This window comes from Herbiconiux sp., assembly GCF_004297105.1.
Taxonomy (GTDB): Bacteria; Actinomycetota; Actinomycetes; order Actinomycetales; family Microbacteriaceae; genus Herbiconiux.
The window spans coordinates 142,125-167,873 of record NZ_SCVE01000018.1; the positions used below are offsets into that span (position 1 = coordinate 142,125).

25 protein-coding genes and 1 tRNA gene are annotated in these 25,749 nt (G+C 67.7%); 8 read left to right on the forward strand and 18 right to left on the reverse strand.

Features of this window, described 5'->3' with window-relative positions:
• Position 1 precedes the first annotated feature (1 nt).
• Positions 2-580, forward strand: coding sequence for an XRE family transcriptional regulator (locus EPO52_RS14275; protein ID WP_290807662.1), 579 nt, complete (start codon positions 2-4; stop codon positions 578-580).
• Between the two features lie 9 nt (positions 581-589).
• On the opposite strand, the gene EPO52_RS14280 is transcribed toward EPO52_RS14275, so the two are convergent.
• Positions 590-1,441 carry a mycofactocin-coupled SDR family oxidoreductase gene (locus tag EPO52_RS14280; protein WP_290807665.1) on the reverse strand — a complete coding sequence of 284 codons (852 nt, stop codon included), beginning with the start codon at positions 1,439-1,441 and terminating at the stop codon, positions 590-592.
• Positions 1,442-1,535: 94 nt separating this feature from the next.
• On the reverse strand, positions 1,536-1,868 hold the full coding sequence (locus tag EPO52_RS14285) for a metalloregulator ArsR/SmtB family transcription factor (RefSeq protein WP_290807667.1): 333 nt from the start codon (positions 1,866-1,868) through the stop codon (positions 1,536-1,538).
• Between the two features lie 67 nt (positions 1,869-1,935).
• Between EPO52_RS14285 and EPO52_RS14290 the strand changes: the two genes are divergently transcribed.
• Together EPO52_RS14290 and EPO52_RS14295 are read left to right on the forward strand one after the other, a co-directional pair.
• Positions 1,936-2,868: an NAD(P)H-binding protein gene (locus EPO52_RS14290; protein ID WP_290807669.1), complete on the forward strand. Its 933-nt coding sequence runs from the start codon at positions 1,936-1,938 to the stop codon at positions 2,866-2,868.
• 140 nt (positions 2,869-3,008) lie between these two features.
• Positions 3,009-4,187 carry an IS481 family transposase gene (locus tag EPO52_RS14295; protein ID WP_290807671.1) on the forward strand — a complete coding sequence of 393 codons (1,179 nt, stop codon included), beginning with the start codon at positions 3,009-3,011 and terminating at the stop codon, positions 4,185-4,187.
• A 54-nt stretch (positions 4,188-4,241) separates the two neighbouring features.
• Here EPO52_RS14295 and EPO52_RS14300 read toward each other — a convergent pair.
• From EPO52_RS14300 to EPO52_RS14330, 7 genes are all read right to left on the reverse strand, one after another.
• Positions 4,242-4,314 (reverse strand) — tRNA-Ala (locus EPO52_RS14300).
• Positions 4,315-4,393: 79 nt separating this feature from the next.
• Positions 4,394-4,765, reverse strand: coding sequence for a ribosome silencing factor (rsfS, locus tag EPO52_RS14305; RefSeq protein ID WP_290807673.1), 372 nt, complete (start codon positions 4,763-4,765; stop codon positions 4,394-4,396).
• Between the two features lie 12 nt (positions 4,766-4,777).
• Positions 4,778-5,899: a hypothetical protein gene (locus EPO52_RS14310; protein WP_290807675.1), complete on the reverse strand. Its 1,122-nt coding sequence runs from the start codon at positions 5,897-5,899 to the stop codon at positions 4,778-4,780.
• Positions 5,896-6,543 (reverse strand): nicotinate-nucleotide adenylyltransferase, encoded by a 648-nt coding sequence (nadD, locus tag EPO52_RS14315; protein WP_290807677.1) that lies wholly within the window; start codon positions 6,541-6,543, stop codon positions 5,896-5,898. The genes EPO52_RS14310 and nadD overlap by 4 nt, the downstream gene beginning before the upstream one ends.
• A gap of 9 nt (positions 6,544-6,552) precedes the next feature.
• Complete coding sequence (locus tag EPO52_RS14320) at positions 6,553-6,777, reverse strand: hypothetical protein (RefSeq protein WP_290807679.1); 225 nt, start codon at positions 6,775-6,777, stop codon at positions 6,553-6,555.
• A 65-nt stretch (positions 6,778-6,842) separates the two neighbouring features.
• Entirely contained in the window at positions 6,843-8,972 is a 2,130-nt protein-coding gene (locus tag EPO52_RS14325; protein ID WP_290807681.1) for an acyltransferase family protein, read from the reverse strand.
• Between the two features lie 76 nt (positions 8,973-9,048).
• Entirely contained in the window at positions 9,049-10,329 is a 1,281-nt protein-coding gene (locus EPO52_RS14330) for a glutamate-5-semialdehyde dehydrogenase (RefSeq protein WP_290807682.1), read from the reverse strand.
• A gap of 63 nt (positions 10,330-10,392) precedes the next feature.
• Here EPO52_RS14330 and EPO52_RS14335 point away from each other — a divergent pair, with 63 nt between their 5' ends.
• Positions 10,393-11,304 carry an EamA family transporter gene (locus tag EPO52_RS14335; protein ID WP_290807684.1) on the forward strand — a complete coding sequence of 304 codons (912 nt, stop codon included), beginning with the start codon at positions 10,393-10,395 and terminating at the stop codon, positions 11,302-11,304.
• A 53-nt stretch (positions 11,305-11,357) separates the two neighbouring features.
• Here EPO52_RS14335 and proB read toward each other — a convergent pair whose 3' ends face one another.
• The 4 genes from proB to rplU all read right to left on the reverse strand — a co-directional run bounded on the left by proB (position 11,358) and on the right by rplU (position 14,386).
• On the reverse strand, positions 11,358-12,197 hold the full coding sequence (gene proB / locus EPO52_RS14340; protein WP_290807686.1) for a glutamate 5-kinase: 840 nt from the start codon (positions 12,195-12,197) through the stop codon (positions 11,358-11,360).
• Positions 12,194-13,702 carry a GTPase ObgE gene (gene obgE, locus EPO52_RS14345; protein ID WP_290807688.1) on the reverse strand — a complete coding sequence of 503 codons (1,509 nt, stop codon included), beginning with the start codon at positions 13,700-13,702 and terminating at the stop codon, positions 12,194-12,196. The genes proB and obgE overlap by 4 nt, the downstream gene beginning before the upstream one ends.
• A 102-nt stretch (positions 13,703-13,804) precedes the next feature.
• Positions 13,805-14,065 (reverse strand): 50S ribosomal protein L27, encoded by a 261-nt coding sequence (gene rpmA, locus EPO52_RS14350; RefSeq protein WP_290807690.1) that lies wholly within the window; start codon positions 14,063-14,065, stop codon positions 13,805-13,807.
• Positions 14,066-14,077: 12 nt separating this feature from the next.
• A complete protein-coding gene (gene rplU, locus EPO52_RS14355) occupies positions 14,078-14,386 on the reverse strand; it encodes a 50S ribosomal protein L21 (protein WP_290807692.1) in 309 nt (102 codons plus the stop codon).
• A gap of 179 nt (positions 14,387-14,565) precedes the next feature.
• Here rplU and EPO52_RS14360 point away from each other — a divergent pair, with 179 nt between their 5' ends.
• Entirely contained in the window at positions 14,566-14,844 is a 279-nt protein-coding gene (locus EPO52_RS14360) for a DUF4031 domain-containing protein (RefSeq protein ID WP_290807693.1), read from the forward strand.
• Positions 14,845-14,928: 84 nt separating this feature from the next.
• Here EPO52_RS14360 and EPO52_RS14365 read toward each other — a convergent pair whose 3' ends face one another.
• A complete protein-coding gene (locus tag EPO52_RS14365) occupies positions 14,929-17,775 on the reverse strand; it encodes a ribonuclease E/G (RefSeq protein WP_290807695.1) in 2,847 nt (948 codons plus the stop codon).
• A 310-nt stretch (positions 17,776-18,085) separates the two neighbouring features.
• Here EPO52_RS14365 and EPO52_RS14370 point away from each other — a divergent pair, with 310 nt between their 5' ends.
• The 3 genes from EPO52_RS14370 to EPO52_RS14380 all read left to right on the forward strand — a co-directional run bounded on the left by EPO52_RS14370 (position 18,086) and on the right by EPO52_RS14380 (position 19,600).
• Positions 18,086-18,700 carry a vitamin K epoxide reductase family protein gene (locus EPO52_RS14370; protein WP_290807697.1) on the forward strand — a complete coding sequence of 205 codons (615 nt, stop codon included), beginning with the start codon at positions 18,086-18,088 and terminating at the stop codon, positions 18,698-18,700.
• A gap of 236 nt (positions 18,701-18,936) precedes the next feature.
• A complete protein-coding gene (locus EPO52_RS14375) occupies positions 18,937-19,086 on the forward strand; it encodes a hypothetical protein (protein WP_290807699.1) in 150 nt (49 codons plus the stop codon).
• A 79-nt stretch (positions 19,087-19,165) separates the two neighbouring features.
• Positions 19,166-19,600, forward strand: a complete 435-nt coding sequence (locus tag EPO52_RS14380) for a hypothetical protein (protein WP_290807700.1) — start codon at positions 19,166-19,168, stop codon at positions 19,598-19,600.
• Positions 19,601-19,676: 76 nt separating this feature from the next.
• Here EPO52_RS14380 and ndk read toward each other — a convergent pair whose 3' ends face one another.
• The 4 genes from ndk to ileS all read right to left on the reverse strand — a co-directional run bounded on the left by ndk (position 19,677) and on the right by ileS (position 25,527).
• Positions 19,677-20,102: a nucleoside-diphosphate kinase gene (gene ndk, locus EPO52_RS14385; RefSeq protein ID WP_290807702.1), complete on the reverse strand. Its 426-nt coding sequence runs from the start codon at positions 20,100-20,102 to the stop codon at positions 19,677-19,679.
• 73 nt (positions 20,103-20,175) lie between these two features.
• Positions 20,176-20,550, reverse strand: a complete 375-nt coding sequence (locus tag EPO52_RS14390; protein ID WP_290807704.1) for a DUF4233 domain-containing protein — start codon at positions 20,548-20,550, stop codon at positions 20,176-20,178.
• Entirely contained in the window at positions 20,547-22,040 is a 1,494-nt protein-coding gene (locus tag EPO52_RS14395; RefSeq protein ID WP_290807706.1) for a folylpolyglutamate synthase/dihydrofolate synthase family protein, read from the reverse strand. Before EPO52_RS14395 ends, EPO52_RS14390 begins: the two co-directional genes overlap by 4 nt.
• Positions 22,033-25,527: an isoleucine--tRNA ligase gene (gene ileS, locus EPO52_RS14400; RefSeq protein ID WP_290807708.1), complete on the reverse strand. Its 3,495-nt coding sequence runs from the start codon at positions 25,525-25,527 to the stop codon at positions 22,033-22,035. The genes EPO52_RS14395 and ileS overlap by 8 nt, the downstream gene beginning before the upstream one ends.
• Positions 25,528-25,749 lie beyond the last annotated feature (222 nt).

Sequence of the window (25,749 nt, forward strand, 5' to 3'; positions counted from 1 at the left end):
GGTGAAGTCGACGGGGCCGCTCGACGCCGAGGCGATCGCCATGGGCGCGCGCATCCGGGGGCTCCGAATCGAGCGCGGCCTCACGCTGGTTCGACTGGCCGGTGAGACCGGGATGTCGCAGCCGTTCCTCTCGCTCGTCGAGCGCGGGCACGCACGCCTCAGTCTCGCCTCCATGGCGAAGATCGCGCGCGGGCTCGGCGTGCCCCCGGGGTCGCTCCTGGCGCGCCCGTCAGCCGATCGTCACTCGGGTGCGGGGACGGACGTGGTGCACGCGGATGTCCCGCGCACGCCGGAGGGAGTGCGCACCGTCTGGCAGCTTGCCCAGCTACCGGGTGGACTCTTCGGCACCGAGATGCACGGCACCGAGATGACGTTCAGCGAGTATGCGGAGCACGATGAAGACGAATTCCTCTACGTGCTCGCCGGCACCCTCGAGGTCGGGCTCGACGACGGCACGGTTCACCGCCTCTCTCCCGGAAGCAGCCTCGCCGTGGCCGCCGGAGTGGCGCACGGATGGCGTGCCATCGATTCCGGCGGCTACCGCGTTCTGACGGTCACATCGGGCGGCGACTGGCACTGATCCGGGCGGCTACTTCGGGTCCATATTGATCCCCGCCATCGCCAGGTGGCCGGAGTCGACGGGAAGGGTGATGCCCGTGACATTGGAGGCCATCGCCGAGTTGAGGAACACGGCCGCGTTCGCGATCACCTCAGGAGGCATGAACCCCGATCCCTTCAGGACGCCGAACGTGCGGCCGGCGGCAAGGAGGTCGTCGCGCGTGCCGCCGGCGTGGCCGGCCATCATGTCGTAGCCCTGCTGGTTGTCGGTCATGCCGGAGAGGATGGTGCCCGGGTTCACGGTGTTGGCCCGGATGCCCTGTGGTCCGAGTTCGAGGGCGATCGACTTCATGAGGCCCACCACGCCGAACTTGGCCGCCGCATAGTGCGAGTAGAAGGCACCCCCTTCGAGCCCGTTGACGGAGGAGGTGAGCACGATGGAGCCACTCTGGCGCTCGATCATGTGAGGGACGACGGCCTTCACCGACTGCCAGACGCCCGTGAGGTTGATGTCGATCATCTCCTGCCACTGCTCCCGCGTCATCTCGGCCACCGGACCGAGGGTCCAGATGCCGGCATTGGCCACCAGGCAGTCGATCTGGCCGAACTGGGCGAGGCCCTGCGCCACGGCGTCGTCGAGTGCAGCTTGGTCGCGCACATCCGCTTCGATGGAGAGCACCCGGCGGTCCTGCTCCTCGACCAAGCGCACCGTCTCGGCCATGTCCTCCGCGGTGGTGTGGGCGTAGGGCACCGTGGCGAACGGCTGCGTCGTGTCGATGAACACGATGTCGGCGCCCTCCTTGGCCGATACGACGGCGTGCGCACGGCCCTGGCCGCGGCCTCCGCCGGTGATGAAGACGACTTTCCCGTCGAGAAGACCCATCTCTCCTGCTCCTTCGCTCCAGGCCGCATCATTGCGGCACTCGGTGCCACAAACGATACTCGCGCCGCGGTGCAAAGACCAGAGATGTGCTGCCCTACGCCTGCGCCTCCACCGCCGGCCTGGCGCTGCGCTTCCGCACCTCGCGCAGCACGATCTGCTCGGGGCAGACCGTCGACAGGAAGTCTCCGACCGACAGGGCGAGTCGCTCGCCCACGAGGGAGTAGAGGATGCGGTTCGCGTCACGTCGCTCGGTCACGAGGCCTGCTTGACGCAGTACGGCGAGATGCCTCGAGATGGTGGGGCCGGTGGCGCTGAAACGGGCGGCGATCTCCCCCGCAGCCAGCTCGCCGTCTTTGAGGTCTTGGAGGATCTGCCGGCGGGTCGGATGCGCGAGAGCGGAGAAGATGTCTGACGCGGTATCTACCATACTTGCAATATAGCACTTCTGCAAAATACAGTGTAGCTTCATTGCTAATAAGCGAAGGAGTTCGATCATGCAGATTGCCATCACGGGTGGAACCGGTTTTGTCGGCCGGCACCTCGCTGAGCGCCTGAACCCCACGGAGACGACGATCGTCTCGCGGCGCACCGGCACGTCGATCGGCGACGTCGACGCCCTCACCGCGGCTTTCGCCGGATGCGACGCCATCGCGCACTGCGCCGGAATCAACCGCGAGATCGGCGATCAGACCTTCGAGCGAGTGCATGTGGAGGGCACGCGAGCGGTGATCGAAGCCGCTCGTCGTGCCGGGGTGACGAGGATCGTCATGCTCAGTTTCCTCCGCGCCCGCCCGAACAGCGGCTCGGGGTATCACGATACGAAGTGGGCCGCCGAAGAACTGCTGCGCCACTCGGGATTGGACTACACCATCCTCAAGGCGGGCATGATCTACGGCCCGGGCGACCACATGATCGACCACGTCACCCGCGCTGTGCGCACCCTCCCTGTGTTCGCCACCGTCGGCTTCCACGAGCGGAAGGTACGCCCCGTTCCGGTAGCTGACGCCGTCGACGTCCTGATCGCCGCGCTCGAGGGGCGGGTCGCCGATCCCACAGTGGCCGTCATGGGAGCGGAGGAGCTGGACCTCGGCGCCGCCGTCCGCAGGATCGCCGGCGTGGCAGATCGGCATCCTCTCTACGTGCGCGCGCCCATCTGGTCGATCCGTGCTCTCGCCCAGCTCACGGAGTGGCTGATGGTGACCCCGCTGGTCGCAAAGGCGCAGGCCCGGATGCTCGCGGAAGGAGTGAACGAGGCCGCGCCACCCGCGCCCGAGCTGCCGGAGGATCTCCGACCGAGGAGGCCGTTCGACGAGGCGAGTATCCGGGCCGCGATGCCCGACGGCCGATTCGACCTGGGCGACCTCCGGGTCACCCGCTGGTGTCGTGCTCGACGGGGTTCGCGCCATCGTGTCTCGGCGACGGTCTAGGCGCAGGCGGATGCGAAAAGGCCCGCGGAATACCGCGGGCCTTTCGTGTTCTCGGTGGACCCGAGGGTGTCTGGGTTCAGGACATCGTTGATAGATGAGTCGCGACATCGTTGATAGTAGGTGGTCTTCGATGATGGTTCATGTCAAAAGCCCGCGTGATTGTCTTGTCTGTCGTCCACCAGGGCCTGACCAAGGCTGACGCAGCCCGCAAGTTCGATGTTTCGTGGCAGTGGGTGAACACCCTCGTGACCCGCTACCAAACCGGTGGCCTTGACGCGCTCGAGCCGCAGAGCCGACGACCTCGCAGCAGCCCGAACACCACACCCGAGGCGACCCGGTCGCGGATTCTCCAGCTCCGCCGCCAGCTAGAAACCGATGGTCTCGACGCGGGCCCCGTCACTATCGCCTGGCACCTCGAACGCGAAAGGATCAACGTCCCCGCAATTTCCACGATCCGCCGCATCCTCAACAACGCGGGACTGATCGTGGCCGAGCCGGCGAAACGACCCCGATCTTCCTTCATTCGTTTCGCCGCAGATCAACCGAACGAGACCTGGCAGTCCGACTTCACCCACTGGGCTCTCGCCGACGGAACCGATGTCGAGATCCTGAACTGGCTCGACGACCATTCACGGCTACTGCTGTCCTGCACCGCCCACACCCGCGTCACCGGCCCTCTCGTCGTGACCAGCTTCACCCGCAACATCAATGAATACGGGCCGCCCGCATCCACACTGACCGATAACGGCACCGTCTACACCGCCCGGTTCACCCGCGGGAAGAACGCGTTCGAATACCTGCTGACGAGCCTGGGAATCACCCAAAAGAACGGCCACCCCTACCACCCTCAAACCCAGGGAAAGATCGAACGGTTCCACCAGACCCTGAAACTCTGGCTCGGAAAACAGCTCCCCGCTATGACCATCTCCGATCTTCAAGCACACCTCGATCGGTTCCAGATCATCTACAACGAGCACCGCCCCCACCGGGCACTCGATCGCCACACCCCCCAGCAGGCATACGACGCCACCCTCAAAGCAACCCCGCAGAACGCCCCGCTGGCAGCGCATTACCGAGTCCGAACCGACACCGTCGACCGCGACGGGAAAGTCTCCATCCGACGCGCCGGAAAAATGCATCACCTCGGCATCGGCCGCGCACACACCACCGAACCCGTGATGATCCTGATCGACGAAAACACGGCGACGGTCACCCATCTCACCACCGGCGAGATCCTCAGCAACCACCTCATCGAACCCGAGAAAAGCTACTGGCGAGACCACAACAAAAAGCCCGGCCGATGGCCGGGCCCTTCATGAATATCAACGATGTCCCGACACATCTATCAACGATGTCCCGACTCATCACATCGGTGGACCCGAGGGGATTCGAACCCCTGACCCCCTGCATGCCATGCAGGTGCGCTACCAGCTGCGCCACGGGCCCAGATAACTGGGCGCCATTTCCGCACTCGGCGGAAACAACTTGTCTAGATTACTACACGCTGAGAGCTCTCGCGACCACGTCAGGCGTCGGCCGCGGCGACACTCAGTGGAACGACCGGGCAGTCCTTCCACAGTCGCTCGAGCGAGTAGTACATGCGGTCTTCTTCATGGAAGACGTGCACCACGAGGTCGCCGAAGTCGAGCAGGATCCAGCGCCCCTCGGAGAAGCCCTCACGACGGATGACCTTCGAGCCGGCCTCGCCGAGGCGGTCGCTGATCTCCTCGGCGATGGCGACGACATTGCGCTCGTTGCGCCCGGAGGCGAGCAGGAACACATCGGTCAGCGGCAACGGACCCGACACATCGAGAGCCACGAGATCGATGGCCGACTTGGAGTCAGCGGCCGTCGCGGCGAGCTGAGCGAGATCGAGAGAATGAGTGGAAGCAGTCACGAAGACTTTCTTTTAGAAGACGCGGAACACGAAGACGGCGAGCAGCAGGCTGACGACGCCCACCGCGAGAACACCTGCCGTGATGGCGAGAACGACGGGGGCGTTGGCACGCGCCCGCTTGGGAGGAGCGATCAGCGACGTCGACGACGTGTTGGTGCTGATGGCACGGCTCGCAGCCACCGGCGCGACATCCGAGCCGAGCTCGACCTCGCCGCGTTCGAGCAGCGTGTCGAGGTCGTTCGACTCGAGACCGGATGCCGGAGCACCCATCGCCCCGAAGCTCGCCGGAAGATCGATCGATCCGGTGATGATGACCTCACCGGTCTCGTCGAGAGCCGTTCCGACGTCGCCCGAACCCGGGACCGTGGGAAGCACGAGCGCGCTGGTGGTGGAGATGGAATTGGCTGCGGCGGCATTGCGGAGCGACAGCAGGTCGTCGAACGACGAGGGGAGCTCCTCGCTCGACACCCGTGCACGCTCCGACGGGCTCTGGAACAACGGAGCCAGAGGAGTGCCGGCGGCCGCAGCGGCCGCGGCCTGCTCCTCGGCCGCGACGTGTGCAGCGGCCTCAGCGGTGGGGTCGACGGTCTCGGCCATCGGCACGTCGATCACCATCTCCTCCACCACCGTGTCGGCGGAGTCGACGGGGCTCGTCACGATCTCAGCGTGCTCCGCCGTGTCGTCATCGCCCTCGTCGGCGAAGTCGCTGTCGTGCGAGGGAAGCGTCACGGGCTCCGACAGGGGCACGACGTTGATCAGCGGATGCACGGTCGTGACGGGCTCGGAGTCGTCGACCGCGTCGTCGGAGACGACCTCGGGGATGATCGTGTCTTCGACGATCTCGTCGGACTCCTCAGCGGCGGCAGGAGCATCCTGAACCGGGGTGGCAGCCACAGGCGCCGGCACGTCGGCCGGACCCTGGTCGCGCAGTGCACGCCGAGAGGGCGCACCGGCATCGACGGACTCACCGGCAGCGGCAGCCTCAGCGGCTTCGCGCTCGGCTTCGGCCTTGCGCGCGGCCTCGGCCTCTTCGGCCGCCTTGGCGTCGGCCTCGCGCTCTTTGCGCGGTTTCTGGCGCTCCAGTTCACGTAGCTGGCGCCGCGTCAGCGGCTGCTCATCGTGCGACAAACTCATTCAACACTCCGATATAGATGGTGCTTGGTGATGTACTGAACGACACCGTCGGGTACCAAGTACCACACCGGAAAACCCCGGCCGACCCGGCCGCGGCAGTCAGTGGACGATATCGCGAGCGCAGGAACTTCCAAATAGCTTACGTCCTGGCGCGGCAAAGATGAAACTGCGAAGGTGTGACCTGGCCGGGAGACCGCCACGAAGTGGGCGAGATCCCACAGTTCGTCGACATCTTTCCAGCTGAGGATCTGGGTGATCGCGTCGGCCCCGGAGATGAAGAAGAGATCGGCATCCGGATACGCCGTGTGCAGATCACGCAGGGTGTCGATCGTGTAGGTGACACCGCCTCGGTCGATGTCGACCCGGCTCACCATGAACCGCGGGTTCGACGCGGTGGCGATCACGGTCATCAGGTACCGGTGCTCGGCCGAGGTGACGGGCTGCTTGTGCCACGGTCGGCCGGTGGGCACGAAGACCACCTCGTCGAGACCGAAGGACGTGGTGACCTCGCTGGCCGCCACGAGGTGCCCGTGGTGGATGGGATCGAACGTGCCGCCCATCACACCGATACGACGACGTCGCCCCGGTTCGGGCTGCACGGACTCCTCCGGCTGATCGCCCCTCGAGGGCGAACTGTTCGACATCCCGATGGTCTAGTGATCCGCACCCGTGCGATCGGCGTGCCCGTGCACGTCGTGCGTGGCCGCGAACCGCGCGGACTTGTGCGGGTGGCGGTTGGCCACGTCGCGGTAGCTCCAGGTGACGAGCCCGAGCGCGACGAACACCACGGCGGCGATGAGGCCGAAGACGATGGGAGGGAAGGGCAGCTCGTTGGGGTGGTCGACGGCGACGGCGAGAACACTGACGAGAACGGACATGACTACTCCCACGGGTATCGGCGGCCGGAAGCCGCTCGATCGGAACGAACTCTCCTACGATACCGCTACTTGCGCGATTGGCCCGAACTCACCTGATCGGGTGTTTCGGCCGGGGGGCGGGGTAACGGGTGGTCGTACAGCCGCGGAGCGAGGCCGCGCAGCTGCGCATCCACCGCCCAGGCCAGGCTCCGTGCGAACGGGTCGGTCAGGTGGTTGTCGTCACGGAAGCTGATGACGTTGCCGATGGCGGAGTAGCAGACCCCCTCGGGACAGATCACGTCGGTGACGTCGATCACGCCCAGTGCGGGATCCCGCTCGTGAACGAGACCGACCCGCGACGGCTCGACGACCCGCGCCTCGTTCATCCTCCGCGAGCACGCGGGCACATCCGGATGACTCGACGACAGGCAGTCGGCGGCACTGAATCCCGTGAACAACGGGGTCTCGGTGATCGCCACCATCGGGTAGCCCGCTGCCTGGATCGTCTCGTACTGCCGGGCGTAGTCACCCACGATCGCATCGACGAATTGCGGTGGTTGATCGAGGGCGTACCACATGGGTGAGGTCACCACGAGATCGGGGTGGAGGTCGTTCACGAAATCCGGGATCGCCGCGTTCCACGCGAGGCAGGACTGCGTGACGGGATATCCGTCTCCCACAGGCCCGTCAGGGCGGATCAACGGGCACGACCGTTTCGCAGCCAGGACCACCCGCCAATGCTCGCGGGCGCCGATCTCGTCGAGAGCGGGCAACCACATCGCCGCATGGCTGTCGCCCAGCAGCAACACGGTGCTGCCGCCGTCGGGGTCGCCCGCCTCGCAGCGGGCGATGCCCACTGTGCCGTCGAGCGCCAGACACTCCTCGGTGAGCTGCCGCTCGAGTGTCTGCAGTGCCAACACATCAGGGCCGGGCACCGTCGGCACATCGGGGAAGGTGCTCCGGTCGAACGCAGGATCGAGCAGCCGCGCGCCCGGTGAATTCGCGTCGCTCGTCGCGACCCGCTGTTCGTCGACCACCCGCACGAGGTCGGCCTGCAGCAGCCCGGCCGCGAGAGCACTGACGGCCAGCAGAGCGCCACCGAGCAGCAGAGGATGGCGGCGGATGCGGCGGCTTCGCGAGTCGTTCGAATCGGCGGCACCGGCCGCGTGCGTCTGGAAGGCCCGCTCGACGAACCGTGTCGAGACCCACGCGACGACAACCGAGCCCGCCGCCACGATCACCACCGCGCGGCGCGAGAGGGTCGGGGTGCCGAGCAGCGCAGCGGCGAACACGATCGCGGGCCAGTGCCAGAGGTAGAGGCTGTAGGAGATGTCACCCACCCAGGTGACCGGCCGCCACTCGAGCACGCGCTGCACACGGCTGACCTCGACGCCCGACCCGCCCGCGATCACCGCGGCGACACCGAGCGTCGGGAGAAGCGCCACAGAGCCCGGGAAGACGGTCGAGCCGGTGATCACCACGAGGGAAAGAGCGATCGCCGCGAGCCCGCCGAGCGCGAGCCCGCGCGACCAGGCGCGCGTGGGCCGGATCGAGGGAAGCCACAGCGCGAGAGCTGAGCCGATGAGCAGTTCCCAGGCCCGGGTGAACGTCGAGAAGTAGGCGATCTCGGGAATCGTCGACGAGGCGACGACGGAGTAGATCAGGGAGGCCACGGCCAGCACCGTGATCACGGCGCGCAGAGTCGCGATCGACCGCCACCTGCCGCGGGCGGCCGCGAAGACGGCGCCCACGATCACAAGCGGCAACGCGAGGTAGAACTGCTCCTCCACCGAGAGCGACCAGAAGTGCTGCAGCGGGCTCGGAAGCTCGGTGGCGTGCAGGTAGCTGACGGACGATCCCGCCAGCACCCAGTTCTGCACCGAGGCGGCGGAGGCCACGATCTGCGTCGCCACCGTGGTCCACTGCGAGAGAGGCAGCAGAACGACGGTGGCGATCGCCGTCGCGACCAGCACCACCGTGGCGGCCGGCATGAGGCGACGGATGCGCCGGCCCCAGAACCGGATGAGCCGCACCCGTCCTGTGCCGATCGCCTCCTTCGCGAGGTGGGAGGTGATGAGGTAGCCCGAGATCACGAAGAAGATGTCGACACCGACGAAACCGCCGGGGAGCCATCCGGGTCTCAGGTGGAACACCAGGACACTGAGCACGGCGATGGCGCGGAGCCCCTGGATGTCGAGGCGGCGCGTCGAACTCATCGGCACCTCGGTCGACTGACGGGGATCGACCCCGGTGGCCGACCGCAGTCGACTCTACACCAAACCCGAGCTTTGCTCAGCTACGCGACTGACCGCTCCCCCGCACCAGCCACTTGGTGCTCGTGAGTTCGGGCAAGCCCATCGGGCCACGCGCGTGCAGTTTCTGAGTAGAGATACCCACCTCGGCACCGAAGCCGAACTCGCCCCCATCGGTGAAACGGGTGGAGGCGTTCACCATCACCACGGCCGAGTCGACCTCGTTGAGGAACCGCTCGGCGTTGCCGAGATCGTTCGTGATGATCGACTCGGTGTGATGGGTCGAGTAGGTGCGGATGTGCTCCATGGCCTCATCGATGCCGCCCACCACGCGCACGGCGAGGTCGAGGCTCATGTACTCGGTCGCCCAATCCTCCTCGGTGGCGGCCACCGCATCCGGGAACAGTCGCCGCGTGGCGTCGTCGCCGTGGATCGTGACCCCGGATGCCGCCAGCTCGGCGAGCACGGAGGGCAGCAGGCGGGCGGCCGAGGCCTCGTGCACGAGCAGCGTCTCGAGCGCGTTGCACACGCTCGGCCGCTGCACCTTGGCGTTGTGCACGATCTCGGTGGACCAGTCGAGCCGCGCCGACTCGTCGAGGAACACGTGCACGACGCCCGCGCCGGTCTCGATCACGGGCACCTTCGACTCGGTCACCACGGTGTCGATGAGCTGGGCGCTGCCGCGGGGGATGAGCACGTCGACGGCTCCGCGGGCGTGCATGAGGCGCTTGGCGCCGTCACGGCCGAACTCGTCGATGGTCTGCACCGCGGCAGCCGGCACACCGACCGAGGCGAGTGCATCCTGGATCAGCGACACCAGCACTCGATTGGTGTTCTCGGCCGCGGACCCGCCGCGCAGCACCACGGCGTTGCCGCTCTTCAGCGCGAGCGCGGCGATGTCGACCGTGACATTCGGGCGGGCCTCGTAGATGGCACCGACGACACCGAAGGGCACGCGAACCTGATCGATGCGCACCCCGTTCGGCAGGTTGCGGCCCCGGATGCTCTCCCCCACCGGGTCGGTGAGCGCGATGATCTCGCGCACGGCCGCGGCGAGTGACGCCAGGCGGGCAGCGTCGAGCCGCAGCCGGTCTTGAAGGGCGACGGAGAGGCCGTTCTCGCGGCCGTTGGCGAGATCGAGGTCATTGGCGGGCACCACGACGTCGGCGCCGGTCTCGATCGCCTGCGCGATCGCCTCGAGCGCTCGGTTCTTCACGTCGGTCGTGGTGGTGGCCAGAGCGATCGACGCCTCACGCGATGCGGCCAGTTTCTCGTCGAAACCCGACGCGAGCGCGACGCCGGGAGCGGTAACCTCAGACATGCTCGAAGTCTACGCGTTCGTCGGGTGGCGGCGTCCGGGCCGGTGTCTCGGGCAGTACCTCCGATGATTCTGATCGTCGTTCTGGCGCTGACGTCGAGTCTCGCCTACGGTACGAGCGACTTCTTCGGCGGGGTCGCGGCTCGGCGGCTCTCGGTGCTGCCGGCGACACTCGTGAACTACGTCTTCGGTACCGCCGTGATCGGCCTCGCCCTGCTGTTCGGCGGCTTCACCTGGAGTGCGGATGCGCTGATCGCCGGTTCGGCCGCCGCGGTCTTCGCCGTGGTGGGCTTCATCACGTTCTACGCCGCACTCGCCATCGGTCCGATGTCACTTCTGGCGCCCGCCATCGCCCTGGTGTACGCGGTCGTCCCCGTGGCGGCGGCGGTGCTGCTCGGCGAGGCTCTGCGCCCGCTCGGGTGGTTCGCCGTGGCGCTGGCCATCGTGGCGACGCTGCTCATCTCGGTGCAGCCTGCCGGCTCGCCCGTGCGGGTGACCCCCGCCGGGATCGTGCTCGGACTCATCTCGGGCGTCTTCCTCGGCGCCTCGATCGTGGCGCTCGATGCGGCACCCGCCGACTCCGGCCTGTCCCCCGCCTTCATCGAGATGGCGGGTGGGGTGCTCGTGCTGCTTCTCGTCACGGGGCTCCTCCGTGTGCTTCGCCTCCGGCCGGTCTGGCTGGCTGCGGCACCGGCCGAGCCGGCCGCATCCGCCGACGGTCGTGCACTGCGCAACCGTGTCCGTCGACGCGCGTGGCTCGCCGCGATCAGCGCGGGGGTGCTGCTCGGCACCGCGAACGCTCTGCTGATGACCGCACTGCATCTCGGCAACCTCGCCGCCGTCTCCGTGCTGTCGAGCCTCTATCCGCTCACCACGGTGCTGCTCGCGGCGATCGTGTTGCGCGAACGCGTGTCACGGCTGCAGGTGGGCGGCATCGCCCTGGCGATCGTGGCGGCGGTGCTGCTCAGCCTGTCGTGAGGGCGGTTGCGAAGCCGCTGACGCGCCATCCGCTCGCTCGGTGGATCGCCCGCTCAGTCGAAGGCGAGCGCGATCGAGCCCGTGGGGGTTCGCTCGGCCGACACGGCGGACGGCTCGAACCAGGTGCCGACCTCGGCACCCAGAAGGGCCTCGGCCACCAGGGCGGTGGAGGTGATGAGCACGGCGGTGCCGGCGGCGGCCGCCAGGCGCGCCGCGGAGACCTTGGTTCCCGCTCCCCCGGTTCCGACGCCGGCTGCGCCGATGTCGCCGAAGGTGACGCCGGCCAGATCGTCGCCGATGGGCACGGTGGAGATCTTCACCGCACCGGGCTCCTGCGGTGGGCGCGTGTACAGTGCATCGACGTCGGAGAGCAGGATCAGGGCATCCGCCTGCACCAGCTGCGACACGAGGGCCGCCAGTCGGTCGTTGTCACCGAAGCGGATCTCGTGCGTGGCCACGGTGTCGTTCTCATTCACGATCGGCAGGATGCGCAGGCCGAGCAGCCTGTCCATCGCCCGCTGCGCGTTCGAGCGGTGCGTGGGGTTCTCGAGGTCGCCCGCCGTGAGCAGCACCTGGCCGGCCACGATCTTGTAGCGGTCGAGGCTGTCTTGGTAGCGGAAGATCAGCACGTTCTGGCCCACTGCCGCCGCCGCCTGCTGGGTGGCGAGGTCGGATGGCCGGGCGTCGAGCGCGAGGTAGGGCATGCCGGTGGCGATGGCGCCGGAGGACACGAGGATGATCTCGGTACCGCGCGCGTGCGCGGCCGCCAGAGCATCGACCAGGGGCGCGATCTGACCGGTGTTCTCGCCGCTGATCGACGAGGAGCCGACCTTCACCACGACACGACGGGCCGCGGGGATCTCCGATCGCGAGGCGATGAGCCGTCGGGTCACGACTCGTCCTCGTCGTGCCAGAGCCCCGCTTCCTTCTCGCGCACCAGTTCGGCACGGGCGGCCGCCTTGGCGTCCATGAGTTCGTAGTACTCCTCGCGGCGCTGGTTGCTGGTGCGGCGCTGCGGACCCTCGAGCCGGGCATCCGTTCCGCGAGGCGCGGTGACGAGCTCGGCGGTGGAGGTGAGCGTGGGCTCCCAGTCGAACACGATGCCGTTTCCCCGGCCGATCACCACGGTAGAGCCGGCGACCGCACCCGACTTGAAGAGCTGGTCTTCGACGCCCAGCTTCGCGAGCCGGTCGGCGAGGAAGCCCACGGCCTCGTCATTGGTGAAGTCGGTCTGCTGCACCCAGCGCTCCGGCTTCTGGCCGATGATGCGGTAGATGTTGCCGTGCGAACCGCCCTCGACCTTGATGACGAAGCCGGTGTCGTCGACGGCCTTGGGGCGCATGACGATGCGGGTGGGCGCGGGAGCCTCGGCGGCCTTCTTGCGCTCGGCCTCCACCAGGTCGCCGAGGGCGTAGGAGAGCTGACGCAGGCCCTCGTGGCTCGCGGTCGAGATCTCGAACACGCGATAGCCGCGGGCCTCGAGCTCGGGCTTCACGAACTCGGCGAGCTCGCGCGCCTCAGGGACGTCGATCTTGTTCAGGGCGATGAGCTGCGGCCGCTCCAGCAGCGGCAGCTGGCCCTCGGGAACCGGGTAGGCGCCGAGCTCGGCCTGGATGATCTCGAGGTCGCTGATGGGGTCGCGGCCGGGCTCGAGCGTGGCGCAGTCGAGCACGTGCAATAGGGCGCTGCACCGCTCGACATGACGCAGGAACTCGAGGCCGAGCCCCTTGCCCTCACTGGCACCCTCGATGAGGCCGGGTACATCGGCGATCGTGTAGCGGGTGCTGCCCGACTCGACGACGCCGAGATTCGGATGCAGCGTGGTGAACGGGTAGTCGGCGATCTTCGGCTTGGCGGCCGAGAGTGCGGCGACGAGACTCGACTTGCCCGCGGAGGGATAGCCCACGAGAGCGACATCGGCCACCGTCTTGAGCTCGAGCAGCACGTCGCCCTGCCAGCCCTCGGTGCCGAGCAGTGCGAAGCCGGGGGCTTTGCGCTTGGTGGTGGAGAGGGATGCGTTGCCGAGACCGCCCTGACCACCCTCGGCGACCACGAAGCGCATGCCGGGCTCGGCCATGTCGATGAGCTCGGCGCCATCCGCGTCTTTGACGACGGTGCCGACCGGAACGCTCAGCTCGAGCGTCTCGCCGTTGCCGCCTGCGCGGTGATCGCCCATGCCGGGGCCGCCGTTGGACGACGAGACGTGGGGGTGGCGATGGAAGCCGAGCAGCGTCGTGGTCTGGGAGTCGCTCACCAGAACGATGTCGCCGCCGTGACCGCCGTTGCCGCCGTCGGGGCCTGCCAGGGGCTTGAACTTCTCGCGGCGGACGGACACGCATCCGTTGCCGCCGTTGCCCGCCCGGAGGTGAAGGGTGACGTGGTCGACGAAAGTCACCATTCCGGTTCCCTCACTTGTCTCTTGTGTGTGTGTTCGTAGAAAAAAATAAAGCAGGGGCAGGCGATAAGCCCACCCCTGCTTCGAAGCTTCGGTGCTGTGGAGTTACTCCGCGGCCGCTGCGACGATGTTGACGACCTTGCGGCCGCCCTTGGCGCCGAACTCGACCGAGCCCGCGGTGAGAGCGAACAGCGTGTCGTCGCCGCCACGGCCGACGTTCACGCCGGGGTGGAAGTGCGTGCCGCGCTGGCGGACGATGATCTCGCCCGCGCCGACGACCTGACCGCCGAAGCGCTTGACGCCCAGACGCTGTGCGTTGGAGTCACGACCGTTGCGAGTGGAACTCGCACCCTTTTTGTGTGCCATCTGCCCTGATCCTTACTTGATTCCGGTGACCTTGACGCGGGTGAGCTCCTGGCGGTGGCCCTGGCGCTTCTTGTAACCGGTCTTGTTCTTGAACTTCTGGATGACGATCTTCGGGCCGCGGAGGTCTTCGAGGACCTCGGCGGTGACCTTCACCTTGGACAGCGACGTGGCGTCGGAGGTGATGTTCTCACCGTCGACGAGCAGCACGGCTGCAAGCTGGATGTTGCCGTCTTTGTCGGCCTTGATCCGGTCGAGGGTGACGATGGTGCCGACCTCGACCTTTTCCTGCCGACCACCGGCGCGCACAACTGCGTAAACCAATTTACGTACCTAACTTTTTAGGGGCCCAAAGCGCAATCTGCAACGCCTGGAAGACTTGGCGACTCGAGAGCTCACATTCTGTCGAACAAGCTCTACGCACACCAGCGGTCAAGCCTATACGATGCGAGGTACCGGGTCAAACCGGCCGAGGCCCTGTCACGGGTGCCATACTCAGCTGCGTGACCGTGTTGATCGACCAGCCGATGTGGCGTGCCCACGGTACCACCTGGGGCCACCTTGTCAGCGACGAATCGCTGGAAGAACTGCATGAATTCGCGGCGCGTGCAGGATTACCCCCGCGCAGCTTCGACCTCGACCACTACGACGTGCCCGTCGACCGGTACAACGAGCTCGTGGCGGCGGGGGCGCTGCCCGTGAGCTATCGCGACCTGGTGGTGCGCCTGCGTGCCTCGGGCCTCCGCGTGCGCGGCAAAGACCGCCCGGCCCGCCCCCACTGACCTCACCCAACCCCTCCTCGCGAGTCGGCGATTCTGGCCCTAAAGCGTCGCTTATGGGGGCAAGATCGCCGACTCGCGAAGAGGTCAGTTCGTGGGCGGGGTGTCGATCGGAGCCGAGACCACCGCTGTCGTCGAGACGCGGCGGCTGCGGGAACGGCCCTGGCCGGGCTGCTTGGGCTCGGGGAGCGCATCGAGCACCGAGTCGAGCAGGTGCGACGCCTCTTCGGGCTTCACGCGAGGGGTGCGCACCGCCTTGGTGACCGGGATGTCGAGGATGGCGATCGCCGGCTCCGGAGCGGCCGCAGGGGCTGCCACACGACGCGAGGTGCGCGCCGGGCGCTCGGCCTTGGCCTCGGGTACCTCGACCGCCGCAGGGGCGTCCTGAGCCTCGCGTACGACGGGCACGGAGACGGATGCCTCGGCGTCGCGGGGTGCGGAATCGGCGGCCTGCTCGGCGGAGGCCGGGGCCTGCTCGGCGGGCGCAGCATCCGGAGTCGCGTTCGAGACCTCGGTGTTCGCACCCCTGCCACGCGACTTGCGGCGGCGGGACGCCGACTTCTCGGCGGCCACCGGGACGCCCGAGAGAGCCTCGACGGGCTGATCGACGGCGGTCGACGTGGAGGGGGCCGACGCCGCATCCGGAGTCGACGTGATGTCGGGGACCGAGGCCGCGCCATCGACCGGGGCGTGAGCCGCCGCGATGGTGGACGCGGCGATCTTGGCCAGGGCGTTCTTCGCGTCATCCGTGATGGCGTGGGTGACTCCGGTGGCGGGGGCGCCCGAGCCGGTCGAACCCGATCCGGCGGAACCGCCGTTCGACGAGCCGCCGGTGCCGTTCGACCCCGAGTTGCCTCCGCGGCCGCCACGACGTCCACCGCCGTTGCCGCTGCCGTTCTGGCTGCGGTCGGACGACGGCGGTCCGCCCACTGAACGGTGCCGCACCACCGGATCGTGATGCACGATGATGCCGCGGCCGGCGCAGTGCTCGCAGGGCTCGGAGAACGACTCGAGCAGGCCGAGACCGAGCTTCTTGCGCGTCATCTGCACGAGACCGAGCGAGGTGACCTCGGCCACCTGGTGCTTGGTGCGGTCGCGCGAGAGGCACTCGATCATGCGGCGGAGCACGAGGTCGCGGTTCGACTCGAGCACCATGTCGATGAAGTCGACCACGATGATTCCGCCGATGTCACGGAGCCGCAGCTGCCGCACGATCTCTTCGGCCGCCTCGAGGTTGTTCTTGGTGACGGTCTCCTCGAGGTTTCCGCCGGAGCCCACGAACTTGCCCGTGTTGACGTCGACCACGGTCATGGCCTCGGTGCGGTCGATCACGAGCGAACCACCGGAGGGCAGCCAGACCTTGCGGTCGAGCGCCTTCTCGATCTGCTCGGTGACGCGGTACTCGTCGAACGCGTCGCGCTCGCCCTCGTACTTCTCGACGCGGTCGAGGAGGTCGGGGGCAACGGCAGCGAGGTAGTTCTCGATGGTGGCCTGAGCCTCGTCGCCGGAGATGACGAGCTTGTGGAAGTCCTCGTTGAAGACGTCGCGCACGATCTTGATCAGCAGGTCGGGCTCGGAGTGCAGCAGGTGCGGGCCCTGCTTGGTCTTCACGAGCTCGCTGATGTGGGCCCACTGCGCGGTGAGTCGGTTGACGTCGAGGGTCAGCTGCTCCTCGGTGGCGCCCTCGGAGGCGGTGCGCACGATCACGCCCACGTTCTCGGGCAGCACCTCCTTGAGGATGCGCTTCAGACGAGCGCGCTCGGTATCCGGCAGCTTGCGGGAGATGCCGTTCATCGAGCCGTTGGGCACGTAGACGAGGTAGCGGCCCGGAAGGCTGACCTGGCTGGTGAGGCGCGCACCCTTGTGGCCCACCGGGTCTTTCGTGACCTGAACGAGCACGGTGTCGCCCGACTTGAGCGCGAGCTCGATGCGGCGGGGCTGCGACCCCTTGCCCTCGTTGGCCTCGGCGGCGGCGTCCCAGTCGACCTCGCCGGAGTAGAGCACGGCGTTGCGGCCGCGGCCGATGTCGACGAAGGCGGCCTCCATGCTCGGCAGCACGTTCTGCACCCGACCGAGGTAGACGTTGCCGATGAGGGAGGCGTCCTGCGCCTTGGCGACGTAGTGCTCGACGAGCACACCGTCTTCGAGAACGCCGATCTGGATCTTGTCGTTCTTGGCGCGCACGACCATCACGCGGTCGACGGCCTCGCGGCGCGCGAGGAACTCGGCCTCGGTGACCACGGGGCGGCGGCGGCCGGCATCGCGGCCGTCGCGGCGGCGCTGCTTCTTGGCCTCGAGGCGGGTGGAACCCTTGACGCGCTGCGGCTCGGTGATGAGCTCGGGCTCGCGCTCACGCTCGCGGGGAGAACGGACCTTGACGACGGTGTTCGCGGGGTCGTTGTCGCCCCCGCGGTTCTCCTCGCCGCTGCGTCGGCGGGAGCGCCGGCGCACGTTCGACTCGGCCTGATCGTCACGGTCGCGCGGGTCGCGGTCGAGCGGATCGCGGTCGTCACGCCCGTCACGGCCGCCGCGGGGCGGCAGGGGCGGGAGGTCGGGCAGATCCGGCGCCTGGAAGATCAGCGAGGTGGTGCTGAGCGGACGCACGGGAGGCTTCGCCTCGGCATCGGATGCGGCATCCGGAGCCGTGTGGCTGCCCGTGAACGGTGCCAGGCCGGGCTCGTCGTCGACGAGCTGCGGCGCGATGGCGGCCTGCCCGGCGTCTGCGGCAGCCACATCCGGAGCGGCGGGCGAGGACGCATCGGGCGCGACCGGAGCGGTTACGGCCGGTTGCGTCGGGGCCTCGGGGGCGACCGGAGCCACGGGCTCCGACTTCTTCACCGCTCGGCGGCCGCCGAACAGGCGGGTCTTGCGCCGTGCCGTTCCTTCTCCGTTGTCGGTGTTGCTTCCATCATTGTGTGAATTTTTCTCCACCATCTCTGGTGCACTCCTTGCCAGCCGGGGGTCTGCACCCACCGGCAGGTACTCTCACGAGCGAAGCATCGCGTTCGCGATTTGCTCCGCCAATCTCACTAATGCGCCGGCCCGACAGTGGGTCGAACCTGGTCGCTCTGTCTGGTTCATGTCGGGTCAGGTGTCGCGGTGCGTGCCGCTCGCTGAGCCGCACATCCGGACGACGAGCCCGAAAAGCCTTCGTTGGCGGTTCACGTGACGGTCACGGGAACCTCATCCGATTATCGCACGCATTCCCAGAATGCTCGCGAAGACGCTATGCAATAATCCGAACGTGCCCGCCGATACCGCAGAATACCGCCGCCCCATCGGCCTTGCCGTCTTCCTCGTCGTGGCCGGCCTGGTGGGCTGGTACTCGTCGTTCGACCTCACGCTGGAGAAGATCCAGACGCTGATCAACCCCGACTACGTCCCCACCTGCAACATCTCGCCGCTCGTCACCTGCGGGCCGAACATGGCCAGCTGGCAGGGCTCGCTGTTCGGATTCCCGAACCCCGTGATCGGAGTGGCGGCCTTCGTGGCGCCGATCGTGGTGGGTGTGGCCATCCTGGCCGGGGCGCGCTTCGCGAAGTGGTTCTGGGTGATCTTCAACCTGGGCTTCGTGCTGGCGCTCGTGTTCGTGATCTGGCTGATGTCGCAGAGCATCTTCGTGCTGGGCACGCTCTGCCCCTACTGCATGCTGGTGTGGTCGGTCGTGATCCCGCTGTTCTGGTACGTCACGGCTTTCAACCTCAAAGAGGGTCACTTCGGCAACCGGGGAGCCAGCCGCGAGATCGCGGCGCTGCTCTATCCGTACATGTGGGTGCTGACGCTGCTCAGCTACCTCGTGATCGTGGTGCTGGCGCAGGTGCGCCTCGACGCCATCACCTCGATCATCAGCTCCCTCTGACCGAGAGCGATACCATGAATAAAACTCAGCTAAAGTACAGCATCTTCCCTCGTAGCTGAGCTAATCTCATCTCTCCCCGGTACCCTCCGGGCATGAGAGAAATTACTGACAATGATCCGCTCCACAAACCACCTATTCCGTGCGTTCTCACTCCTGACGGATCAGGCTGTTCCAACGGCGGAGGGCAAGGAGGTGCCGACCCGTGGTCGATAAGCATGTTCTACTCGTCTGGCACCGTGGGTCACGATCACCTGTATCAGCGCACCAATGGCGGCAATGTCAGCGCCGATGACGCGAACAAGCTGGCGCGCGCGCTTAACTATCGCGTCTGCATCCCCTCGGCCCGCCCGGGAGTCAAGGTGAAAGTGGCGGTCTGCCAGGACTGAACAGGGCCGCTCCGCTCGTCTGCCCGACAGGTGGGCGGAGCGGCCACGGATTGCACGAGAGTCACGCCAGGAGACCTCGATGACCTCACGCGAGGAGCCGGCCCTGTCGTATCTGGCGTTCTGCGAAGACATCCTGTGGGTGGCGCACGCGGATCGCGACAGGGTGGCCGATCGTCTCGGGCAGCCCGAGATCGAGTACGACGTCGGGGACCGTGTGTTCGCGTCGTGGGGCAAGCTCGACGTTGTCTTCGCCCGTGGGCGGATCCGCAGTCTCACGCTCGCCGGAGGGGCACTTCGCTCCCATGCGGCGCTGAGCGCGCAGGCACGGGAATGGGCGGCTGCCGTGAGCGGCGCAGAGCAGCTGCGTCGGATTCTCGATGTTGCGGGTGAACGCTATCTCGAGATACCGAGCGGTAGCGAAGAATCCGGCGACTGGACGACGTTCCGGGTCGAGAACGGGATGGAGATCGACGTCTCCGATGCTGTGCTCGCCGTCACGTGGCACCGACGCTGATCGGCACCCTCCAGCGGATGCGCGCTGTCTGACGTTCCGCGCCGGTCAGGACGGGCGCGGAACGTCAGAACGGCAGTCAGAACCAGAGGGCGAGTTCGCGGGACGCGGACTCGGGCGAGTCGCTGCCGTGCACGAGGTTCTGCTGCACGGCGAGGCCCCAGTCGCGCGCGAGGTCGCCTCGAATGGTTCCGGGAGCGGCCGTGGTGGGGTCGGTGGTGCCGGCGAGCGACCGGAAACCCTCGATCACGCGGTTGCCTGCGATGCGCAGCGCCACGATGGGGCCCGACTCCATGAACTCGACGAGGGGCTCGTAGAAGGGCTTGCCCTGGTGCTCCTCGTAGTGCTTGGCGAGCAGCTCGCGGTCGGGCTCGATCAGCTTGATGTCGACGAGCTGGTAGCCCTTCGCCTCGATGCGGCGGAGGATCTCACCGGTCAGGTTGCGGGCGACGCCGTCGGGCTTGACGAGAACGAGGGTTTCTTCGACGTACGTGGGCACGATCATCCTTCCGAGGGGCCGCCTCAGGCGGCGCGAATTGTCCGATGACACCCTAGCGGGCGAATCCGGCGGGAGACTCTCAGGCGTCGCCCTGGGCCTCTTGCGCAGCGGCCCAGGCCGCCTTCTGCCGGTCGATCTGGGCGCCCTTGACCATGCAGTAGATCCACAGGCCGATGAAGATGGCCGCCACGAAGGCGAGCATCGGCACCAGGAAGCAGGCGGCCACGATGACCGCCTGCAGCACCCAGCCGAGGGCGTAGCCACGACCGAATCGCATGACGATGAGCGAGGTGGCCAGCAGCAGGGCGCACACCACCGCGCCCCCGCCCAGGGCCAGAGGTGCGGGCAGCGCCTTCAGCCCGAAGATCACGAGAGCCGCGAAGAACATCACCACCGACTCGAAGACGAGCACGATGGAGGCGAGGCTCTGCCTGACCGATCCTCCGCCTCTCACTCGGCACCCTCCTGCTTCCAGCCCTCACGCCCCGCGAGGGTGATGACCTCGCCCACCAGGGTGATCGAGCCGGTGACGAGCACCGCACCCTTCTCCGATTCTCCCGCGAGAGCTCGTGCCTCGTCGAGAGCGGTGAACAGATCGGGTTCGACCACCACACGATCGGCGCCGACGATGCCCACCACGATCGACGCCAGCTCATCGGGGTCGATCGCGCGCTCGGACGACGAGCTGGTGATCACGAACTCCGCCACCGCAGGATCGAGGGCGCGGATGATGCCCTCCACGTCTTTGTCGGCGAGCACCGCCACGACGGCCACCACCTTGTCGAACGTGAAGTACTCCCCCAGCGCTCCGGCCAGCGCGACCGCACCGCCCGGGTTGTGCGCCGCATCCACCAGCACCGTGGGCTCGGTGCCCACGAGCTGGAGCCGGCCGGGCGAGGTGGCCGTGGCGAATCCCTCCGTGACGACGTCGTCGACGAGCGCCCGGGATCCGCCACCGAGGAAGGACTCGACCGCCGCCACGGCGAGGGCGGCGTTGTGGCCCTGGTGGTTGCCGTACAGCGGCAGGAAGATGTCGCGGTAGGTGCCCGCGAGGCCCTGGATGCTCACCAGCTGGCCCCCGACGGCCACCGTGGACTCGAGCATCCGGAATCCGTCGCCCTCCACGGCGAAGGTGGCCTCGGAGAGCTCGGCCGCCCTCTCGAGCTCGACCAGCGCCTCGGCGGACTGCGCGGCACTGACGACCTGCGCGGCCGGCTTGATGATGCCCGACTTGGTGCGCGCGATCTCGGCCACCGTGTTGCCGAGGCGCGCGGTGTGGTCGAGCGAGATGGGTGCGAAGACGGCCACCTGACCGTCGGCCACGTTGGTGGAGTCCCACTCGCCGCCCATGCCCACCTCGATCACCGCGACATCCACGGGCGCATCGGCGAAGGAGGCGAAAGCCAGAACGGAGAGCGCCTCGAAGAAGGTGAGGTGCGGCTCGCCCTCGGCCTCGAGCTCTTTGTCGGCGAGGTCGATGAACGGCTCGATGTCGCGCCAGTTCGCGGCCAGCGCCTCGTTCGAGATGGGACGGCCGTCGATCATGATGCGCTCGTTGAGCCGCTCGAGGTGCGGGCTCGTGAAGAGCCCCGTGCGGAGGCCGTAGGCGCGCAGGATGCTCTCGATGATACGGCTCGTCGAGGTCTTGCCATTGGTGCCCGTGATGTGGATGACGGGGTACGCGCGCTGCGGATCGCCCAGCAGCTCGGCCACCCGGCGGGTGGCGGAGAGCCGGGGCTGAGGCGCCGCCTCGCCGAGCCGCGCGAGCAGGGCCGCGTAGACCGCGTCACCCTCCTCGAGGAACTCGTCGGGCGCGTCGAGCCCGACATCGTCGAACTCGTTGTCACCCCGCCCGACGTACTCGGGAGCGTCGTTCTCGGTGTCGGGATCGTTCGGGTCGTCGGCGGGCGGACCGAAGTCGCCTCCGAAGAACTGGTCAGACATTCTGCGTCACCGACTTCCGGCTCACGGCGATGATGAACTCGTCCTGATTGGCGTACTTGCCCGCGGGGATGCGGGCGAAGTGCTCGGGGGCGGACTGCGCGACGCTGCCGAGCCACTCGGAGGCGAGCACGTCGCGGTTCTCCTCGAGCCCGGGCGTGCCGAACGGCGAGTGCACGGCGAAGTCGGTGGCGAGGGTCTCCCCCGCGATGTCGACCGCCCCGGATGCGACATCCGGGGTCTCCTCCCCGGCCACTGCCTCGGGCGCGAGCGCTGCGGCGACCGCCGCGGCATCCTCGTCGCCGAAGAACACCAGGTCGAGCGCGATGCGGTCGGAGACGTCGAAGCCGGCCGACTTGCGCGCATCCTGAACCGCACGGATCACGTCGCGGGCGAGCCCCTCGGCCTCAAGGGCCGGAGTGAGCGTGGTGTCGAGCAGCACGAAGCCGCCGGCCGGCAGGAGGGCGAGAGCCGTGGTGGCCCCGGCACCGGCACCCGGTTCGGCCGAAGCCGAGGCGGACGCCGCAGCGGCTTCGAGCACGAGTTCGTACTCCCCCGCGAGAAGCTGGATGCCGCCCGCGGTGACGACGCCGTTCTCCTCCGACCACTGGCCCTCGCGAGCCGCCTTGATGGCCTGCTGAACGGTCTTGCCGAGGCGCGGACCCGCGACCCGGGCGTTCACCGTGAGACGGGAGGTGATGCCGAACTCCGCCGCACTCCGGTCGGTCTGCTCGACGAAGCGCACGCTCTTCACATTGAGCTCGTCGCGCAGGATCGACTCGAACTGCACCAGATTGTCGGCCCCGTCGGCCACGATCGTGAGTCCGGCGAGCGGCAGACGCACGCGCAGGCCGTTGAGCTTTCGGAGCGAGAGCACGGTCGACGAGATCGAGCGCACGGTGTCCATGGCGTGCACGAGGCCGGGATCGGCCGGGAAGGTGTTCGCGTTCGGCCAGTCGGCGAGGTGCACGCTGCGGTCGCCGGTGAGCCCCTTCCAGATGGAGTCGGAGACGAGCGGGATGAGCGGAGCGGCCACTCGGGTGACCGTCTCGAGAACGGTGAAGAGGGTGTCGAACGCGGCGTGGTCGTCGCCCGACCAGAAGCGGTCGCGCGACCGGCGCACGTACCAGTTGGTGAGCACGTCGGCGAAGTCGCGCAGCTTGGCGGAGGCCAGAGTCGCGTCGAGACCCTCGAGATCGGCCGTGACATCCTGCACCAGCTCACGGGTCTTGGCGAGCAGGTAGCGGTCGAGCACATCCGTCGAGTCGGTTCGCCACTGGGCGTCGTAGCCGCCCTCCTCCGCCGAATTGGCGTACAGCGTGAGGAAGTAATAGGTGCTCCAGAGCGGCAGCAGCAGTTCACGCACTCCCTGGCGGATGCCCTCCTCGGTGACGATCAGGTTGCCGCCGCGCAGCACCGAACTCGACATGAGGAACCAGCGCATCGCATCCGAGCCGTCGCGGTCGAAGACCTCGGAGACGTCGGGGTAGTTGCGCAGCGACTTCGACATCTTCTGCCCGTCGGAGCCCAGCACGATGCCGTGACTGATGACGTTCTTGAAGGCGGGACGGTCGAAGAGCGCAGTGGAGAGCACGTGCATCACGTAGAACCAGCCGCGGGTCTGCCCGATGTACTCCACGATGAAGTCGGCGGGGCTGTGGGTGGCGAACCAGTCCTCGTTCTCGAACGGGTAGTGCACCTGCGCGAACGGCATCGACCCGGAGTCGAACCACACGTCGAACACGTCCTCGATGCGGCGCATGGTGCTCTGCCCGGTGGGGTCGTCGGGGTTCGGGCGGGTGAGCTCGTCGATGAAGGGACGGTGCAGATCCGGCTCGCCGTCTCGGTTCAGCGGCAGCGCGCCGAAGTCGGCCTCGAGCTCGGCCAGCGAGCCGTAGACGTCGGTGCGGGGGTACTCGGGGTTGTCGCTCTTCCACACCGGGATGGGCGATCCCCAGTAGCGGTTGCGCGAGATCGACCAGTCGCGGGCGCCGGAGACCCACTTGCCGAACTGCCCGTCTTTGACGTTCTCGGGCACCCACTCGATCTGCTGGTTGAGCTCGCCCATGCGGTCGCGGATGGGCGTGACACGCACGAACCAGCTCGACACCGCCTTGTAGATGAGCGGGTTGCGGCAGCGCCAGCAGTGCGGGTAGCTGTGCTCGTAGCTCGCCTGACGGAGGAGCCGACCCTGCTCGCGCAGCAGCTGCGTGAGCGGCTTGTTGGCGTCGAAGACCTGCAGTCCCTCGACCTCGGGCACGGTGGAGAGGAACCGGCCGCCATCGTCGACGGAGATGATGACGGGGATGCCCGCCGCCTCGCAGACCTTCTGGTCTTCCTCACCGTAGGCGGGGGCCTGGTGCACGATCCCGGTTCCGTCGGAGGTCGACACGTAGTCGGCCACGAGGATCTGCCAGGCGTTCTGGGTGCCCCACTTCTCGGTGTCGGCGTAGTGGTCCCAGAGCCGGTCGTACGCGACGCCCTCGAGCTCGCGGCCTGTGATGGTGCGCGACACGGCCGCCTTGGCCGCCGCGGCGTCGTCGTAGCCGAGCTCCTTGGCGTAGTTGCCCACGAGGTCGGTGGCGAGGAGGTACTCGGCGCCGAGCACGGTTGTGGTGACGCTGCCCGCTCCGGATGACGCATCCGCGCTCTCTCGCTTCACCTCGGCGTCTGCGGTACCGTTCGGGCCTGCCGGCACGACCGCGTATTCGATGTCGGGGCCGACGGCGAGGGCGAGGTTGGTGGGGAGGGTCCACGGCGTGGTGGTCCAGGCAAGGGCCCTGACCGCCGTCAGGCCGAGCGCCTCCGCGCGGCTGCCGACGAGCGGGAACGTGACGGTGACGGTCTGGTCCTGACGCATCTTGTAGACGTCGTCGTCCATCCGGAGCTCGTGGTTGCTGAGCGGCGTCTCGTCTTTCCAGCAGTACGGCAGCACGCGGTAGCCCTCGTAGGCCATGCCCTTCGAGTGCAGCTCCTTGAAGGCCCAGAGCACGCTCTCCATGAAGGTGATGTCGAGGGTCTTGTAGTCGTTGTCGAAGTCGACCCAGCGGGCCTGGCGGGTGACGTACTCCTGCCACTCCTTCGTGTACCTCAGCACCGAGCGGCGGCTCGCGGCGTTGAAGACCTCGACGCCCATCTCCTCGATCTGGCTCTTCTCGGTGATGCCGAGCTGCTTCATGGCCTCGAGCTCGGCGGGCAGGCCGTGGGTGTCCCAGCCGAAGCGACGGTCGACCTTCTTGCCCCGCATGGTCTGGAAGCGCGGGAACACGTCCTTGGCATACCCCGTGAGCAGGTGGCCGTAGTGCGGGAGTCCGTTGGCGAAGGGCGGACCGTCGTAGAAGACCCACTCCTGGTTGCCCTCGCGGTTCGCGATGGAGGCCTTGAACGTGTCGTCGTTCTGCCAGAACTCGAGCACGCCCTTCTCCACCTCGGGGAAGCTCGGGCTCGGTACGACTGAGGAGAACTCGTCGGAATCTTTGGGGTACGTCATGATGCTCCTGGACGGCGGGGATGCTGCAGCTGCCTGTTCCACGAGGACGGTGCGGGCTCTCGCCTCCACCGTGGTACCACCTCGCTTGCCGCACGCCGTGTCGAGCCACTTCTGCTCGACTCCGTTGCGCGGCCGCTCGTTCTTAGGCTGTGACGGGCCCGACCCGTCCGGTTCTACCGGGCACCCCTTGCGGGATGCCTTTCTTCCGGAGACTCACCGGTG

Excerpts from the sequence above, each read along its gene's own strand:
- EPO52_RS14280 (WP_290807665.1), bottom strand. The coding sequence starts at position 1,441 with ATGGGTCTTCTCGACGGGAAAGTCGTCTTCATCACCGGCGGAGGCCGC.
- EPO52_RS14285 (WP_290807667.1), bottom strand. The coding sequence starts at position 1,868 with ATGGTAGATACCGCGTCAGACATCTTCTCCGCTCTCGCGCATCCGACC.
- EPO52_RS14290 (WP_290807669.1), top strand. The coding sequence starts at position 1,936 with ATGCAGATTGCCATCACGGGTGGAACCGGTTTTGTCGGCCGGCACCTC.
- EPO52_RS14295 (WP_290807671.1), top strand. The coding sequence starts at position 3,009 with ATGTCAAAAGCCCGCGTGATTGTCTTGTCTGTCGTCCACCAGGGCCTG.
- EPO52_RS14310 (WP_290807675.1), bottom strand. The coding sequence starts at position 5,899 with ATGAGTTTGTCGCACGATGAGCAGCCGCTGACGCGGCGCCAGCTACGT.
- nadD (WP_290807677.1), bottom strand. The coding sequence starts at position 6,543 with ATGTCGAACAGTTCGCCCTCGAGGGGCGATCAGCCGGAGGAGTCCGTG.
- EPO52_RS14320 (WP_290807679.1), bottom strand. The coding sequence starts at position 6,777 with ATGTCCGTTCTCGTCAGTGTTCTCGCCGTCGCCGTCGACCACCCCAAC.
- EPO52_RS14325 (WP_290807681.1), bottom strand. The coding sequence starts at position 8,972 with ATGAGTTCGACGCGCCGCCTCGACATCCAGGGGCTCCGCGCCATCGCC.
- EPO52_RS14330 (WP_290807682.1), bottom strand. The coding sequence starts at position 10,329 with ATGTCTGAGGTTACCGCTCCCGGCGTCGCGCTCGCGTCGGGTTTCGAC.
- EPO52_RS14335 (WP_290807684.1), top strand. The coding sequence starts at position 10,393 with ATGATTCTGATCGTCGTTCTGGCGCTGACGTCGAGTCTCGCCTACGGT.
- obgE (WP_290807688.1), bottom strand. The coding sequence starts at position 13,702 with ATGGTGACTTTCGTCGACCACGTCACCCTTCACCTCCGGGCGGGCAAC.
- rpmA (WP_290807690.1), bottom strand. The coding sequence starts at position 14,065 with ATGGCACACAAAAAGGGTGCGAGTTCCACTCGCAACGGTCGTGACTCC.
- EPO52_RS14365 (WP_290807695.1), bottom strand. The coding sequence starts at position 17,775 with ATGGTGGAGAAAAATTCACACAATGATGGAAGCAACACCGACAACGGA.
- EPO52_RS14380 (WP_290807700.1), top strand. The coding sequence starts at position 19,166 with ATGACCTCACGCGAGGAGCCGGCCCTGTCGTATCTGGCGTTCTGCGAA.
- ndk (WP_290807702.1), bottom strand. The coding sequence starts at position 20,102 with ATGATCGTGCCCACGTACGTCGAAGAAACCCTCGTTCTCGTCAAGCCC.
- EPO52_RS14395 (WP_290807706.1), bottom strand. The coding sequence starts at position 22,040 with ATGTCTGACCAGTTCTTCGGAGGCGACTTCGGTCCGCCCGCCGACGAC.
- ileS (WP_290807708.1), bottom strand. The coding sequence starts at position 25,527 with ATGACGTACCCCAAAGATTCCGACGAGTTCTCCTCAGTCGTACCGAGC.